Source organism: Edaphovirga cremea, assembly GCF_003332275.1.
Taxonomy (GTDB): domain Bacteria; phylum Pseudomonadota; class Gammaproteobacteria; order Enterobacterales; family Enterobacteriaceae; genus Edaphovirga; species Edaphovirga cremea.
In genome coordinates this window covers 12,522-26,526 of the sequence record NZ_QOVA01000034.1, presented here as the reverse complement: position 1 = coordinate 26,526, position 14,005 = coordinate 12,522, and the positions used below count along the sequence as shown (strand labels likewise).

The following is a 14,005-nucleotide window of genomic DNA, read 5'->3' as shown; positions in this document are numbered from 1 at the left end:
GAGAACGTTGGTGTTCTGCTGCGTGGTATCAAGCGTGAAGAAATCGAACGTGGTCAGGTCCTGGCGAAACCAGGTTCAATCAAGCCACACACCACCTTTGATTCAGAAGTCTATATTCTGAGCAAAGATGAAGGCGGTCGTCATACTCCGTTCTTCAAAGGCTACCGTCCACAGTTCTACTTCCGTACAACAGACGTGACGGGCACCATCGAACTGCCAGAAGGCGTAGAGATGGTAATGCCAGGCGACAACGTGAACATGGTTGTCACCCTGATCCATCCAATCGCGATGGACGACGGTTTGCGTTTTGCAATCCGTGAAGGCGGCCGTACTGTTGGTGCCGGTGTAGTTGCTAAAGTTATCGCGTAATCGCTGATAATTTTTCAGGAAAAGGGCGCTTAGGCGCCCTTTTTTACTGCGCTTTTTTAGGAAGTAAAGACGTGGACATTACTTGTCCCAATGCCCTATTTATTTTCAATAAATTATTTACGGCTCATAAAGTGAAATCACTGTACGCTGAACAAAATTTGTAATCACAACCATTCTCATTTACACTGTGCTTAAAGTTTGATCGTTGAGTGCGAATAATGTACGTATGTTTGTGTAATGCGGTAAGTGATAAGGTAATTCGTCAGGTAGTACGTCGGTATCAACCACAATCTATTCAGCAGCTCAGAAATTTTGTGCCCGTGGGTACGCAGTGTGGCAAGTGTATCCGTGTTGCACGCCAGATAATGGAAGATGAACTGCAGCAAATCCCACAATTTGAAAATATAGCGTAAATAAACGCCATTTTATTGACTTACTCTGTCCCGGATCTACGCTATAGATACTGGAACGGAGGAGTAATCTATGAAAGGCGATCTCAAAATAATTAATCATCTTAATATTCTTCTTGGAAATGAACTGGTTGCAATCAATCAGTACTTTCTCCATGCCCGCATGTTTAAAAATTGGGGACTAAAACGTCTCAATGATATCGAGTACCACGAGTCAATTGATGAAATGAAGCATGCGGATTTGTATATCGAGCGTATTCTTTTCCTCGAAGGTCTGCCTAATTTGCAGGATTTAGGCAAATTGAATATTGGCGAAGATGTGGAAGAGATGCTGCGGTCTGATTTGCAACTGGAACTCGATGGCGCAAAAAATCTGCGGGAAGGCATTAAACTCGCTGACGATCTGAAAGATTATGTGAGCCGTGACTTGATGATCACTATTTTGAAGGACGAAGAACGCCACATTGATTGGCTGGAGACAGAACTCGATCTAATCGGCCGGATTGGCATACAGAACTATGTACAGTCGCAACTGAAAAAAGAATCACAATAATCTCTGCTATGACTTTTAGCTACCTGTGCATCAGCCAGGAAATATTATCCGTTGGCTGATGCATTATACAATGTCTTTGCAGTTTCCTGACTGGCAGCAACGGGTAGGGTATAAATACATAGCCCCAAGCAATCTTCCCTTCTAAAATCTGACACCCCAAATCTTGCCCAGGCCACCGTGTGTGCAGGGCAGCTATGAACGAAATAAAAGCACTTTTTTTCCCCGTCCGGGTTGCTTCCTCAACTGGTTTGCGTATAATGCGCGGGCTTACCTAAGCTTGGTAAGTCTGAATCGATATGATTCAGTTGGTCGATTGGCACCAATAATCAACCAAACAATACTCCCGATATGGGGGTTATATGCTAGACGATTACACTCCCCCATCAATCGAAATGGGTGTGAGGAGTAATTATTTACGTTTATAAATAATTGGAGCTCTGGTCTCATGCAGAACCAAAGAATCCGTATCCGCCTTAAAGCGTTTGATCATCGTCTGATCGATCAATCAACTGCGGAAATCGTCGAGACTGCAAAGCGCACTGGCGCACAAGTACGTGGTCCGATCCCGCTGCCGACTCGCAAAGAGCGCTTTACCATTCTGATTTCTCCGCACGTCAACAAAGATGCGCGCGATCAGTATGAAATTCGCACTCACAAGCGTCTGGTTGACATCGTTGAGCCAACTGAAAAAACCGTTGATGCTCTGATGCGTCTGGATCTGGCTGCCGGTGTAGACGTGCAGATCAGCCTGGGTTAATCAGGTCATTGAGCGATTGAGAGGTTGAAACAATGATTGGTTTAGTCGGTAAAAAAGTGGGCATGACCCGTATCTTCACTGAAGATGGCGTTTCTATCCCAGTAACCGTTATCGAAATTGAAGCAAACCGCGTTACTCAGGTCAAAGACCTGGATACTGACGGTTACCGCGCTGTACAGGTAACAACCGGTGCTAAAAAAGCAAACCGTGTTACCAAACCAGAAGCGGGTCACTTCGCTAAAGCTGGCGTTGAAGCTGGCCGTGGTCTGTGGGAATTCCGCCTTGCAGAAGGTGAAGAGTTCACTACAGGTCAAGATATTAGCGTTGAGATTTTCACAGACGTTAAAAAAGTTGACGTTACCGGTACTTCTAAAGGTAAAGGATTTGCAGGCACTGTAAAGCGCTGGAACTTCCGTACTCAAGATGCTACCCACGGTAACTCCTTGTCTCACCGTGTTCCGGGTTCTATCGGTCAGAACCAGACTCCGGGCAAAGTGTTCAAAGGCAAGAAAATGGCAGGCCAGATGGGTAACGAACGTGTAACCGTTCAGAGCCTGGACGTAGTACGTGTTGACGCTGAGCGCAACCTGCTGCTGGTCAAGGGTGCTGTTCCGGGAGCTACCGGTAGCAACCTGATCGTTAAACCGGCTGTCAAGGCGTAACGTCGAGGAGATAGGAATGGAATTGGTAATGAAAGACGCGCAAAGCGCGCTGACTGTTTCCGAAACTACCTTCGGGCGTGATTTCAATGAAGCGCTTGTTCACCAGGTTGTTGTTGCTTACGCAGCAGGTGCCCGTCAAGGTACTCGCGCTCAGAAGACCCGTGCTGAAGTAACTGGTTCCGGTAAGAAACCATGGCGTCAGAAAGGTACTGGCCGTGCGCGTTCAGGCACTGTAAAGAGCCCGATCTGGCGTTCCGGTGGTGTGACCTTTGCTGCAAAGCCACAGGATCACAGTCAGAAAGTAAATAAAAAGATGTACCGCGGCGCGCTGAAAAGCATCCTGTCCGAGTTGGTACGTCAAGATCGTCTGATCGTTGTCGAGACGTTCTCTGTAGATGCACCTAAAACCAAGTTGCTCGCACAGAAACTGAAAGACATGGCTCTGGAAGACGTGCTGATCATCACCGGTGAACTGGATGAAAATCTGTTCCTGGCTGCGCGTAACCTGTACAAGGTTGACGTGCGTGATGCAGCAGGTATCGATCCTGTCAGCCTGATCGCCTTCGACAAAGTGGTCATGACTGCTGAAGCTGTGAAGCAAGTTGAGGAGATGCTGGCATGATCCGTGAAGAACGTCTGCTGAAAGTACTGCGCGCGCCGCACGTTTCTGAAAAAGCGTCTACAGCGATGGAAAAGAACAACACCATCGTTCTCAAAGTTGCTAAAGACGCGACTAAAGCAGAAATCAAAGCTGCTGTGCAGAAACTGTTTGAAGTCGAAGTCGAAGTCGTTAACACCCTGGTAGTTAAAGGGAAAGTTAAGCGTCATGGACAGCGTGTCGGTCGTCGTAGCGACTGGAAAAAAGCTTACGTCACCCTGAAAGAAGGCCAGAATCTGGACTTCATCAGCGGCGCAGAGTAAGTCGGAGGAGTAAGAACAATGGCAATTGTTAAATGTAAACCTACATCTCCGGGTCGTCGCCACGTTGTTAAAGTGGTTAACCCTGAGCTGCACAAGGGTAAGCCTTATGCCCCGCTGCTTGAAAAACTGAGCAAAAGCGGTGGTCGTAACAACAATGGCCGTATCACCACCCGTCATATCGGTGGTGGCCACAAGCAACAGTATCGTCTGGTTGACTTTAAACGCAACAAAGACGGTATCGCTGCAGTGGTTGAGCGTCTGGAGTACGATCCGAACCGTTCCGCGAATATCGCGCTGGTTCTGTACAAAGACGGCGAACGCCGTTATATCCTGGCGCCGAAAGGCCTGAAAGTGGGTGACCAAATCCAATCTGGTGTTGATGCTGCAATCAAAACGGGTAATACCCTGCCGATGCGCAATATTCCAGTTGGTTCAACGGTTCATAACGTAGAAATGAAACCAGGTAAAGGCGGCCAACTGGCTCGTTCTGCTGGTGCATACGTTCAGATCGTTGCACGTGATGGTTCCTACGTAACTCTGCGTCTGCGCTCTGGCGAAATGCGTAAAGTTCAATCTGATTGCCGCGCCACCTTAGGTGAAGTCGGTAACTCTGAACATATGCTTCGCGTTCTGGGTAAAGCAGGTGCTGCACGTTGGCGTGGTATTCGCCCTACCGTTCGCGGTACTGCGATGAACCCGGTAGATCACCCGCACGGTGGTGGTGAAGGTCGTAACTTTGGTAAGCACCCGGTAACCCCGTGGGGCGTTCAAACCAAAGGTAAGAAGACCCGAAGCAACAAGCGTACTGATAAGTTCATCGTACGTCGCCGTAGTAAAAAATAATTAGAGGATAAGCCATGCCACGTTCTCTCAAGAAAGGTCCATTTATAGACCTGCACTTGCTGAAGAAGGTAGAGAAAGCGGTGGAAAGCGGAGACAAGAAGCCAATTCGCACTTGGTCCCGTCGTTCAACGGTCTTTCCAAACATGATCGGTTTGACCATCGCTGTCCATAATGGTCGTCAGCACGTTCCGGTGTTCGTTTCCGATGAAATGGTCGGTCACAAACTGGGTGAATTCGCGCCGACTCGTACTTATCGCGGCCACGCGGCCGATAAAAAGGCTAAGAAGCGCTAAGGTAGGAGGAAGAGATGGAAACTATCGCTAAACATCGCCACGCTCGTTCTTCTGCTCAGAAGGTACGCCTTGTGGCTGACCTGATCCGCGGTAAGAAAGTGTCGCAAGCTCTGGAAACATTGGCCTACACCAACAAGAAAGCTGCTGGTCTGGTTAAGAAAGTGCTGGAGTCTGCCATTGCTAACGCAGAACACAACGATGGCGCTGACATCGACGATCTGAAAGTCACGAAGATTTTCGTAGACGAAGGCCCAAGCATGAAGCGCATTATGCCGCGTGCAAAAGGTCGTGCAGATCGAATCCTGAAGCGCACCAGCCACATTACTGTGGTTGTGTCCGATCGCTGAGACTCTGGAGACTAGCAATGGGTCAGAAAGTACATCCTAATGGTATTCGACTGGGTATTGTCAAACCTTGGAACTCTACCTGGTACGCGAATACCAAAGAATTCGCTGACAACCTGGACAGCGACTTTAAAGTTCGTCAATTCCTGACTAAGGAATTGTCGAAAGCTTCCGTTTCTCGCATCGTTATCGAGCGTCCGGCCAAGAGCATCCGTGTGACTATTCACACCGCTCGTCCAGGCATCGTTATCGGCAAGAAAGGTGAAGATGTCGAAAAACTGCGTAAGGTCGTAGCGGATATCGCTGGCGTTCCTGCGCAAATTAACATCGCCGAAGTCCGTAAACCGGAACTTGACGCAAAATTGGTTGCTGACAGCATCACTTCACAGCTGGAACGTCGTGTTATGTTCCGTCGTGCTATGAAGCGTGCAGTACAGAACGCAATGCGTCTTGGCGCTAAGGGTATCAAAGTTGAAGTAAGCGGCCGCCTTGGCGGTGCTGAAATCGCGCGTACTGAATGGTACCGTGAAGGTCGTGTTCCGTTGCATACTCTGCGTGCGGATATCGATTACAACACTTCCGAAGCGCACACCACTTATGGTGTTATCGGCGTAAAAGTGTGGATCTTCAAAGGTGAGATCCTGGGTGGTATGGCTGCAGTTGAACAACCGGAAAAACCGACTGTTCAACCTAAAAAGCAGCAGCGTAAAGGCCGCAAGTAAGGAGCGTCGCTGATGTTACAACCAAAGCGTACAAAATTCCGTAAGGTGCATAAAGGCCGCAACCGTGGTCTGGCTGCAGGTACGGATGTGAGCTTCGGCACTTTCGGTCTGAAAGCTGTTGGCCGTGGTCGCCTGACTGCTCGTCAAATTGAAGCAGCACGTCGTGCGATGACCCGTGCAGTTAAGCGTCAAGGTAAGATCTGGATCCGTGTATTCCCGGACAAACCGATCACCGAGAAGCCGCTCGAAGTTCGTATGGGTAAAGGTAAGGGGAACGTAGAGTATTGGGTTGCCCTGATCCAGCCTGGAAAGGTCCTGTATGAAATGGACGGTGTGCCCGAAGAGCTGGCCCGCGAAGCATTCAAGCTGGCAGCAGCGAAACTGCCTATCAAAACCACCTTTGTAACTAAGACGGTGATGTAATGAAAGCAAAAGAGCTGCGTGAAAAAAGTGTTGAAGAGCTGAACACCGAGCTACTGAACCTGCTGCGCGAGCAATTTAATTTGCGCATGCAGACAGCAAGTGGCCAGCTGCAACAGACTCACGTATTAAAGCAAGTGCGTCGCAATGTTGCTCGCGTTAAGACTTTACTGACTGAGAAGGCGGGTGCGTAATGAGTGACAATATCCGTACTCTGCAAGGTCGTGTAATCAGCAACAAAATGGAGAAATCCATCGTTGTTGCGATTGAACGTTTTGTGAAGCACCCGATCTACGGTAAATTCATCAAACGTACGACTAAGCTGCACGTACATGACGAGAACAACGAATGCGGTACTGGTGACGTGGTGGAAATCCGCGAATGCCGTCCGCTGTCCAAGACTAAATCCTGGACGCTGGTTCGCGTTGTAGAGAAAGCGATTCTGTAATAGAGTAGCTGACTCGAACACGATAAACGGCTCAGAAAGTGAGCCGTTTATTTTTTCTACCCATAATCTGGAACCGGTGTTATAATGCCGCGCCCTCATTTATGGGGCTTTTGAACGACCTATTCTGGGTCCTAAAGTAGTAGTTGACATTAGCGGAGCACTAACATGATCCAAGAACAGACTATGCTGAGCGTGGCCGACAACTCCGGTGCACGTCGCGTAATGTGTATCAAGGTTCTAGGTGGCTCGCACCGTCGCTACGCAGGCGTCGGCGACATCATCAAGATCACCATCAAGGAAGCAATTCCTCGTGGCAAGGTGAAGAAAGGCGATGTGCTGAAGGCGGTAGTGGTGCGCACCAAGAAGGGTGTACGTCGCCCGGACGGTTCTGTCATTCGCTTCGATGGAAATGCTTGTGTTATTTTAAACAATAACAGTGAGCAACCTATCGGTACGCGTATTTTTGGGCCGGTAACTCGTGAACTGCGTAATGAAAAGTTCATGAAAATTATCTCTCTGGCACCAGAAGTACTCTAAGGAGCGAACCATGGCAGCGAAAATCCGTCGTGATGACGAAGTTGTCGTGCTGACCGGCAAAGATAAAGGTAAGCGCGGAAAAGTTAAAAGTGTCCTGTCTTCTGGTAAGGTCATCGTTGAAGGTATCAACCTGGTTAAAAAACATCAGAAGCCTGTCCCGGCCCTGAATCAACCAGGTGGCATTGTTGAAAAAGAAGCTGCTATTCAAGTTTCCAACATTGCACTCTTCAATGCGGCAACCGGCAAGGCTGACCGTGTAGGCTTTAGATTCGAAGACGGCAAAAAAGTCCGTTTCTTCAAGTCTAATAGCGAAACTATCAAGTAATTTGGAGTAGTACGATGGCGAAACTGCATGATTACTACAAAGACGAGGTAGTCAAACAACTGATGTCTCAGTTTGGCTACAATTCTGTCATGCAAGTCCCACGGGTCGAGAAGATCACCCTGAATATGGGTGTTGGTGAAGCTATTGCTGACAAAAAACTGCTGGATAACGCAGCAGCTGATTTGGCAGCAATCTCCGGTCAAAAACCGTTTATCACCAAAGCACGCAAATCTGTTGCAGGCTTCAAAATCCGCCAGGGCTATCCGATCGGCTGTAAAGTAACTCTGCGTGGCGAGCGCATGTGGGAGTTCTTTGAGCGTCTGATTTCCATTGCTGTACCACGTATCCGTGACTTCCGTGGCTTGTCCGCCAAGTCATTCGATGGCCGTGGTAACTACAGCATGGGTGTGCGTGAGCAGATCATCTTCCCGGAAATCGACTATGACAAAGTCGATCGCGTTCGTGGTTTGGATATTACCATTACCACCACTGCGAAATCCGATGATGAAGGCCGCGCATTATTGGCCGCCTTTAAATTCCCGTTCCGCAAGTAAGGTAGGGTTACTAATGGCTAAGCAATCCATGAAAGCACGCGAAGTCGTTCGCGTGAAACTGGCTGATAAATACCGCGCTAAACGCGAGGAATTGAAAGCTATTATCTCTGGTGTGAACTCTTCCGACGAAGAACGTTGGGATGCGGTTCTTAAGCTGCAGACTCTGCCGCGTGATTCCAGCCCGTCTCGTCAGCGTAATCGCTGCCGTCAAACTGGTCGTCCGCACGCTTTCCTGCGGAAGTTCGGGTTGAGCCGTATTAAAGTCCGTGAAGCCGCAATGCGCGGTGAAATCCCGGGCCTTAAAAAGGCTAGCTGGTAATTGTCACCAATTGAATCACGGGAGTAAAGACAGATGAGCATGCAAGATCCGATCGCGGATATGCTGACCCGTATCCGTAACGGTCAATCCGCGAACAAAGTTGCGGTCACCATGCCTTCCTCCAAGCTGAAAGTGGCAATCGCCAACGTGCTGAAGGAAGAAGGTTATATTGAAGAATTTAAAATCGAAGGCGACACCAAGCCTGTACTGGAACTCGTACTTAAGTACTTCCAGGACAAGCCAGTCGTAGAAAGCATTCAGCGAGTCAGCCGTCCAGGCCTGCGCATCTATAAGAAAAAAGATGAGCTGCCAAAAGTTATGGCCGGTATGGGTATCGCTGTTATTTCTACCTCTAAAGGTGTTATGACCGATCGTGCAGCTCGCCAGGCTGGTCTTGGTGGCGAGATTATCTGCTACGTAGCTTAATTCGGGAGGAAAGAATGTCTCGTGTTGCAAAAGCACCCGTCGTCATTCCTGCCGGCGTAGAGGTAAAACTCAACGGTCAGGTTATTTCGATAAAGGGTAAAAACGGCGAGCTGTCTCGTACTGTCCATGACGCCGTTGAAGTTAAGCAAGAAGAAAATACACTGACTTTCGCTCCACGTGAAGGCTCTGTAGGCGGTTGGGCCCAAGCGGGTACCACACGCGCACTGCTTAACGCAATGGTCGTAGGTGTTACCGACGGCTTCACTAAAAAGCTTCAATTGGTAGGTGTTGGTTACCGTGCAGCGGTTAAAGGCAATGTGGTGAATTTAGCCTTGGGCTTTTCTCATCCAATTGAACATGAACTGCCGGCTGGTATCACTGCTGAATGTCCGAGCCAAACTGAAATCGTGCTGAAAGGCGCTGATAAGCAGGTGATCGGTCAAGTTGCAGCAGATCTCCGTGCCTACCGTCGTCCTGAGCCTTATAAAGGTAAGGGTGTCCGTTACGCCGACGAAGTCGTGCGTACCAAAGAGGCTAAGAAGAAGTAAGGTAACACTATGGATAAGAAATCTGCTCGTATCCGTCGTGCGACCCGCGCACGCCGCAAGCTCAAAGAACTGGGCGCGACTCGTCTCGTGGTACATCGTACCCCGCGTCATATTTACGCACAGGTAATCGCACCGAACGGTTCTGAAGTATTGGTAGCTGCATCTACTGTAGAAAAAGCTATCACTGAGCAACTGAAGTATACCGGCAACAAAGATGCTGCCACAGCTGTAGGTAAAGCTATTGCTGAACGCGCATTGGAAAAAGGGATCACGAAAGTATCCTTTGACCGTTCCGGTTTCCAATATCATGGTCGAGTCCAGGCACTGGCAGATGCTGCCCGTGAAGCTGGCCTTCAGTTCTAAGGTAGAGGTGTAAGATGGCTCACATCGAAAAACAAGCTGGCGAACTGCAGGAAAAGCTGATCGCGGTAAACCGCGTATCTAAAACCGTAAAAGGTGGCCGTATTTTCAGCTTTACCGCACTGACAGTAGTTGGTGATGGTAACGGTCGCGTGGGTTTTGGCTACGGCAAAGCACGCGAAGTTCCGGCAGCGATCCAGAAAGCGATGGAAAAAGCCCGTCGCAACATGTTGAATGTCGCGCTGAACAGCGGCACCCTGCAGCATCCTGTTAAAGGTGCTCATACGGGTTCCCGTGTGTTCATGCAGCCGGCTTCCGAAGGTACCGGTATTATCGCCGGTGGTGCAATGCGCGCCGTCCTGGAAGTCGCTGGGGTGCATAACGTATTGGCGAAAGCATACGGTTCTACTAACCCGATTAACGTGGTTCGTGCAACTATCGATGCTCTTGCGAATATGAAATCCCCACAAATGGTCGCTGCCAAGCGTGGTAAATCCGTTGAAGAAATTCTGGGGTAATGACCATGGCAAAGACTATTAAAGTAACACAAACTCGCAGCTCTATTGGCCGTTTGCCGAAACACAAGGCAACTCTGGTTGGTTTGGGTCTGCGTCGTATTGGTCACACTGTAGAGCGCGAGGATACTCCTGCTGTACGCGGTATGATCAACTCAGTTTCCTACATGGTTAAAGTTGAGGAGTAACAGATGCGTTTAAATACTCTGTCTCCGGCTGAAGGTGCCAAGCATGCGCCGAAGCGTGTAGGTCGTGGTATCGGTTCTGGCCTGGGTAAAACCGCTGGTCGTGGTCACAAAGGTCAGAACTCTCGTTCTGGCGGTGGCGTACGCCGTGGGTTTGAAGGTGGTCAGATGCCTTTATATCGTCGTTTGCCGAAATTCGGCTTCACCTCCCGCAAAGCTATGGTTACGGCAGAAGTTCGTCTGTCTGAACTGGCTCTGGTGGAAGGCGACGTAATCGACCTGAACACGCTGAAAGCCGCTAACGTTGTTGGTATCCAGATTGAATTCGCGAAAGTTATACTTTCAGGCGAAGTTAATCGTGCGGTAACTCTGCGTGGTCTGCGTGTCACCAAAGGCGCTCGTGCTGCTATCGAAGCTGCTGGCGGTAAAATTGAGGAATAAGTAGCAGATGGCCAAGCAACCAGGATTAGATTTTCAAAGTGCTAAAGGTGGACTAGGCGAACTGAAGCGCAGACTGTTGTTTGTTATCGGTGCGCTGATTGTTTTCCGTATCGGCTCTTTTATTCCGATTCCTGGTATCGATGCCACTGTGCTTGCTAAATTGCTTGAGCAGCAGAGAGGTACCATCATTGAAATGTTTAACATGTTCTCTGGTGGTGCCCTCAGTCGTGCCTCTATCTTTGCCCTGGGAATCATGCCGTATATTTCGGCGTCGATCATTATCCAGCTGTTGACTGTGGTTCACCCCACATTGGCAGAAATAAAGAAAGAAGGGGAGGCTGGCCGTCGTAAGATAAGCCAGTACACCCGTTATGGTACGCTGGTATTGGCAATTTTTCAGTCGATCGGTATTGCTACCGGTTTACCGAATATGCCTGGTATGCAAGGTCTGGTAATCAATCCAGGCTTTGCATTCTATTTTACCGCTGTAGTGAGTCTGGTTACCGGGACAATGTTCCTGATGTGGCTTGGCGAACAGATTACTGAAAGAGGTATCGGTAACGGTATTTCAATCATAATCTTCGCTGGTATTGTTGCGGGTCTCCCGCCGGCCATTGGCCATACCATCGAGCAAGCTCGGCAAGGCGACCTGCACTTCCTTCTGTTGCTGTTGGTTGCAGTATTAGTGTTTGCAGTGACGTTCTTTGTAGTGTTTGTTGAGCGTGGTCAGCGTCGTATCGTCGTTAACTATGCAAAACGCCAGCAAGGGCGCCGCGTTTATGCAGCACAGAGCACACACTTACCGTTGAAAGTGAACATGGCAGGGGTTATCCCGGCAATTTTCGCTTCCAGCATTATTCTGTTCCCAGCCACGATTGCATCATGGTTCGGGGGCGGTACCGGTTGGAACTGGCTGACTACAATTTCGATGTATTTGCAGCCTGGACAACCGCTTTATGTGTTACTCTATGCGTCTGCAATCATCTTCTTCTGTTTCTTCTACACTGCGTTGGTGTTTAACCCGCGTGAAACAGCAGATAACCTGAAGAAGTCCGGTGCATTCGTGCCAGGAATTCGTCCGGGAGAGCAAACGGCGAAGTACATCGATAAAGTAATGACTCGCCTTACCTTAATTGGTGCGATGTATATTACTTTCATCTGCCTGATCCCGGAGTTTATGCGTGACGCAATGAAAGTACCATTTTATTTTGGTGGTACCTCACTACTTATCGTAGTTGTGGTCATCATGGACTTTATGGCTCAAGTGCAAACTCTGATGATGTCAAGTCAGTACGAGTCTGCATTGAAGAAAGCAAACCTGAAAGGCTACAATCGCTAATCTGGTGCGTTTGAGAAGTTACGGAGAGTAAAAATGAAAGTTCGTGCTTCCGTCAAGAAATTATGTCGTAACTGCAAAATTGTTAAGCGTAACGGTGTCGTTCGCGTAATTTGCAGCGCCGAGCCGAAACATAAACAGCGTCAAGGCTGATTATCTCGCATATTTTTCTTGCAAAGTTGGGTTGAGCTGGCTAGATTAGCCAGCCAATCTTTTGTATGTAAGCTGCAACACTATTTGAGTATCCTGAAAACGGGCTTTTCAGAATGGTGTTGCCGTATAAAATAGTAGGAGTGCATAGTGGCCCGTATAGCAGGCATTAACATTCCTGATCAGAAACATACCGTGATCGCATTAACTTCGATCTACGGCATCGGTAAAACCCGCTCACAGGCTATCTGTGCAGCATCCGGTATTGCTGAAAATGTTAAGATCAGTGAGCTGTCTGAAGAGCAAATCGAAAAGCTGCGTGACGAAGTTGCCAAGTTCATTGTTGAAGGTGATCTGCGTCGTGAAGTGACCCTGAGCATCAAGCGTCTTATGGACCTTGGAACTTATCGTGGTTTGCGTCATCGTCGTGGTCTCCCAGTGCGCGGTCAGCGTACTAAGACTAACGCACGTACCCGTAAGGGTCCGCGTAAACCGATCAAGAAATAATCGGGGTGATTGAATAATGGCAAAGGCACCTGTTCGTACACGTAAGCGTGTAAGAAAACAAGTCTCTGACGGCGTGGCTCATATCCATGCTTCTTTCAACAACACCATTGTTACCATTACCGATCGTCAGGGTAATGCTTTGGGTTGGGCAACAGCTGGTGGTTCCGGTTTCCGTGGTTCTCGTAAGTCGACTCCGTTCGCAGCTCAGGTTGCAGCAGAGCGCTGCGCTGACGCAGTGAAAGAATACGGTATCAAGAACCTGGAAGTTATGGTTAAAGGACCTGGTCCTGGTCGTGAGTCTACTATCCGCGCATTAAACGCGGCTGGTTTCCGCATCACTAATATTACTGATGTGACTCCTATCCCTCATAACGGTTGTCGTCCGCCGAAAAAGCGTCGCGTATAACGCTGCTTTTAGGTTTGTTGGAGAGAGAAAATGGCAAGATATTTGGGTCCTAAGCTCAAGCTTAGCCGTCGTGAGGGCACTGATTTATTCCTTAAATCTGGTGTTCGCGCGATCGATACCAAGTGTAAAATTGAACAAGCTCCTGGCCAGCATGGTGCGCGTAAACCGCGTCTGTCTGACTATGGTGTGCAGTTGCGTGAAAAGCAAAAAGTTCGCCGTACTTATGGTGTTCTTGAGCGTCAATTCCGTAACTATTATAAAGAAGCAGCACGTCTGAAAGGCAACACTGGTGCAAACCTGTTGCAACTGCTGGAAGGTCGTCTGGATAACGTTGTTTACCGTATGGGCTTTGGCGCCACTCGTGCAGAATCACGTCAGTTGGTTAGCCACAAAGCTATTATGGTTAATGGCCGCGTTGTCAACATCGCTTCTTATCAGGTATCTCCGAATGATGTAGTTAGCATTCGTGAGAAGGCGAAGAAGCAATCTCGCGTTAAGGCCGCTTTGGAGCTGGCTGAGCAGCGTGAAAAGCCGACTTGGCTGGAAGTTGATGCTGCTAAGATGGAAGGTGTGTTCAAACGTATTCCTGAACGTACTGACCTGTCTGCGGACATTAACGAACACCTGATCGTCGAGCTTTACTCTAAGTAAAGC

General features: G+C 48.8%; 29 protein-coding genes. All 29 read left to right on the top strand.

The genetic code is table 11. The features are described from left to right. Positions 1-369: EF-Tu C-terminal domain-related protein (locus tag DRI82_RS22430; RefSeq protein WP_484068171.1), on the top strand; the 369-nt coding region annotated here is incomplete at its 5' end. A 218-nt stretch (positions 370-587) separates the two neighbouring features. Next, positions 588-782: a bacterioferritin-associated ferredoxin gene (bfd, locus tag DRI82_RS22425; RefSeq protein ID WP_114196115.1), complete on the top strand. Its 195-nt coding sequence runs from the start codon at positions 588-590 to the stop codon at positions 780-782. A gap of 70 nt (positions 783-852) precedes the next feature. Further along, positions 853-1,332: a bacterioferritin gene (gene bfr / locus DRI82_RS22420; protein WP_114196114.1), complete on the top strand. Its 480-nt coding sequence runs from the start codon at positions 853-855 to the stop codon at positions 1,330-1,332. Between the two features lie 445 nt (positions 1,333-1,777). Beyond that, positions 1,778-2,089: a 30S ribosomal protein S10 gene (gene rpsJ / locus DRI82_RS22415; RefSeq protein ID WP_009639175.1), complete on the top strand. Its 312-nt coding sequence runs from the start codon at positions 1,778-1,780 to the stop codon at positions 2,087-2,089. Between the two features lie 32 nt (positions 2,090-2,121). Then, the gene (gene rplC / locus DRI82_RS22410) at positions 2,122-2,751 is read left to right on the top strand and encodes a 50S ribosomal protein L3 (protein WP_114196113.1); all 630 of its coding nucleotides are present in this window, start codon (positions 2,122-2,124) and stop codon (positions 2,749-2,751) included. 16 nt (positions 2,752-2,767) lie between these two features. Further along, on the top strand, positions 2,768-3,373 hold the full coding sequence (gene rplD / locus DRI82_RS22405) for a 50S ribosomal protein L4 (protein WP_114196112.1): 606 nt from the start codon (positions 2,768-2,770) through the stop codon (positions 3,371-3,373). Beyond that, positions 3,370-3,672 (top strand): 50S ribosomal protein L23, encoded by a 303-nt coding sequence (rplW, locus tag DRI82_RS22400; RefSeq protein ID WP_114196111.1) that lies wholly within the window; start codon positions 3,370-3,372, stop codon positions 3,670-3,672. The genes rplD and rplW overlap by 4 nt, the downstream gene beginning before the upstream one ends. An 18-nt stretch (positions 3,673-3,690) precedes the next feature. After that, complete coding sequence (gene rplB, locus DRI82_RS22395; protein WP_114196110.1) at positions 3,691-4,515, top strand: 50S ribosomal protein L2; 825 nt, start codon at positions 3,691-3,693, stop codon at positions 4,513-4,515. 14 nt (positions 4,516-4,529) lie between these two features. Beyond that, complete coding sequence (gene rpsS / locus DRI82_RS22390; protein ID WP_002213430.1) at positions 4,530-4,808, top strand: 30S ribosomal protein S19; 279 nt, start codon at positions 4,530-4,532, stop codon at positions 4,806-4,808. A gap of 14 nt (positions 4,809-4,822) precedes the next feature. Beyond that, complete coding sequence (gene rplV, locus DRI82_RS22385; RefSeq protein WP_004391423.1) at positions 4,823-5,155, top strand: 50S ribosomal protein L22; 333 nt, start codon at positions 4,823-4,825, stop codon at positions 5,153-5,155. A gap of 17 nt (positions 5,156-5,172) precedes the next feature. Continuing rightward, positions 5,173-5,874: a 30S ribosomal protein S3 gene (rpsC, locus tag DRI82_RS22380; protein ID WP_114196109.1), complete on the top strand. Its 702-nt coding sequence runs from the start codon at positions 5,173-5,175 to the stop codon at positions 5,872-5,874. A gap of 12 nt (positions 5,875-5,886) precedes the next feature. Continuing rightward, positions 5,887-6,297 (top strand): 50S ribosomal protein L16, encoded by a 411-nt coding sequence (gene rplP, locus DRI82_RS22375; protein ID WP_008927134.1) that lies wholly within the window; start codon positions 5,887-5,889, stop codon positions 6,295-6,297. Next, positions 6,297-6,488, top strand: coding sequence for a 50S ribosomal protein L29 (gene rpmC / locus DRI82_RS22370; RefSeq protein WP_114196108.1), 192 nt, complete (start codon positions 6,297-6,299; stop codon positions 6,486-6,488). The genes rplP and rpmC overlap by 1 nt, the downstream gene beginning before the upstream one ends. Then, a complete protein-coding gene (rpsQ, locus tag DRI82_RS22365) occupies positions 6,488-6,742 on the top strand; it encodes a 30S ribosomal protein S17 (RefSeq protein ID WP_114196107.1) in 255 nt (84 codons plus the stop codon). The genes rpmC and rpsQ overlap by 1 nt, the downstream gene beginning before the upstream one ends. Before the next feature lie 165 nt (positions 6,743-6,907). After that, positions 6,908-7,279, top strand: coding sequence for a 50S ribosomal protein L14 (rplN, locus tag DRI82_RS22360; protein WP_114196106.1), 372 nt, complete (start codon positions 6,908-6,910; stop codon positions 7,277-7,279). 10 nt (positions 7,280-7,289) lie between these two features. Next, positions 7,290-7,604 (top strand): 50S ribosomal protein L24, encoded by a 315-nt coding sequence (rplX, locus tag DRI82_RS22355; protein WP_114196105.1) that lies wholly within the window; start codon positions 7,290-7,292, stop codon positions 7,602-7,604. A gap of 14 nt (positions 7,605-7,618) precedes the next feature. Further along, entirely contained in the window at positions 7,619-8,158 is a 540-nt protein-coding gene (rplE, locus tag DRI82_RS22350; RefSeq protein WP_050110016.1) for a 50S ribosomal protein L5, read from the top strand. Between the two features lie 13 nt (positions 8,159-8,171). Beyond that, on the top strand, positions 8,172-8,477 hold the full coding sequence (gene rpsN / locus DRI82_RS22345) for a 30S ribosomal protein S14 (protein ID WP_109491455.1): 306 nt from the start codon (positions 8,172-8,174) through the stop codon (positions 8,475-8,477). A 33-nt stretch (positions 8,478-8,510) separates the two neighbouring features. Continuing rightward, positions 8,511-8,903 (top strand): 30S ribosomal protein S8, encoded by a 393-nt coding sequence (rpsH, locus tag DRI82_RS22340; protein ID WP_114196104.1) that lies wholly within the window; start codon positions 8,511-8,513, stop codon positions 8,901-8,903. A 14-nt stretch (positions 8,904-8,917) separates the two neighbouring features. Then, positions 8,918-9,451 (top strand): 50S ribosomal protein L6, encoded by a 534-nt coding sequence (gene rplF / locus DRI82_RS22335; RefSeq protein ID WP_114196103.1) that lies wholly within the window; start codon positions 8,918-8,920, stop codon positions 9,449-9,451. A gap of 9 nt (positions 9,452-9,460) precedes the next feature. Beyond that, positions 9,461-9,814 (top strand): 50S ribosomal protein L18, encoded by a 354-nt coding sequence (gene rplR, locus DRI82_RS22330; RefSeq protein WP_114196102.1) that lies wholly within the window; start codon positions 9,461-9,463, stop codon positions 9,812-9,814. A 14-nt stretch (positions 9,815-9,828) separates the two neighbouring features. Further along, the gene (gene rpsE / locus DRI82_RS22325; RefSeq protein WP_101080135.1) at positions 9,829-10,329 is read left to right on the top strand and encodes a 30S ribosomal protein S5; all 501 of its coding nucleotides are present in this window, start codon (positions 9,829-9,831) and stop codon (positions 10,327-10,329) included. Between the two features lie 5 nt (positions 10,330-10,334). After that, positions 10,335-10,514, top strand: coding sequence for a 50S ribosomal protein L30 (gene rpmD / locus DRI82_RS22320; protein ID WP_114196118.1), 180 nt, complete (start codon positions 10,335-10,337; stop codon positions 10,512-10,514). A 3-nt stretch (positions 10,515-10,517) separates the two neighbouring features. Next, complete coding sequence (gene rplO, locus DRI82_RS22315; protein ID WP_114196101.1) at positions 10,518-10,952, top strand: 50S ribosomal protein L15; 435 nt, start codon at positions 10,518-10,520, stop codon at positions 10,950-10,952. Between the two features lie 7 nt (positions 10,953-10,959). Beyond that, positions 10,960-12,291 carry a preprotein translocase subunit SecY gene (gene secY / locus DRI82_RS22310; protein WP_114196100.1) on the top strand — a complete coding sequence of 444 codons (1,332 nt, stop codon included), beginning with the start codon at positions 10,960-10,962 and terminating at the stop codon, positions 12,289-12,291. 33 nt (positions 12,292-12,324) lie between these two features. Next, positions 12,325-12,441, top strand: coding sequence for a 50S ribosomal protein L36 (gene rpmJ, locus DRI82_RS22305; RefSeq protein ID WP_002227352.1), 117 nt, complete (start codon positions 12,325-12,327; stop codon positions 12,439-12,441). A 147-nt stretch (positions 12,442-12,588) separates the two neighbouring features. After that, positions 12,589-12,945, top strand: a complete 357-nt coding sequence (gene rpsM, locus DRI82_RS22300; RefSeq protein ID WP_034793665.1) for a 30S ribosomal protein S13 — start codon at positions 12,589-12,591, stop codon at positions 12,943-12,945. A gap of 16 nt (positions 12,946-12,961) precedes the next feature. Continuing rightward, on the top strand, positions 12,962-13,351 hold the full coding sequence (rpsK, locus tag DRI82_RS22295; RefSeq protein WP_004929731.1) for a 30S ribosomal protein S11: 390 nt from the start codon (positions 12,962-12,964) through the stop codon (positions 13,349-13,351). A 30-nt stretch (positions 13,352-13,381) separates the two neighbouring features. Further along, positions 13,382-14,002 (top strand): 30S ribosomal protein S4, encoded by a 621-nt coding sequence (rpsD, locus tag DRI82_RS22290; protein WP_114196099.1) that lies wholly within the window; start codon positions 13,382-13,384, stop codon positions 14,000-14,002. Positions 14,003-14,005: the final 3 nt, after the last annotated feature.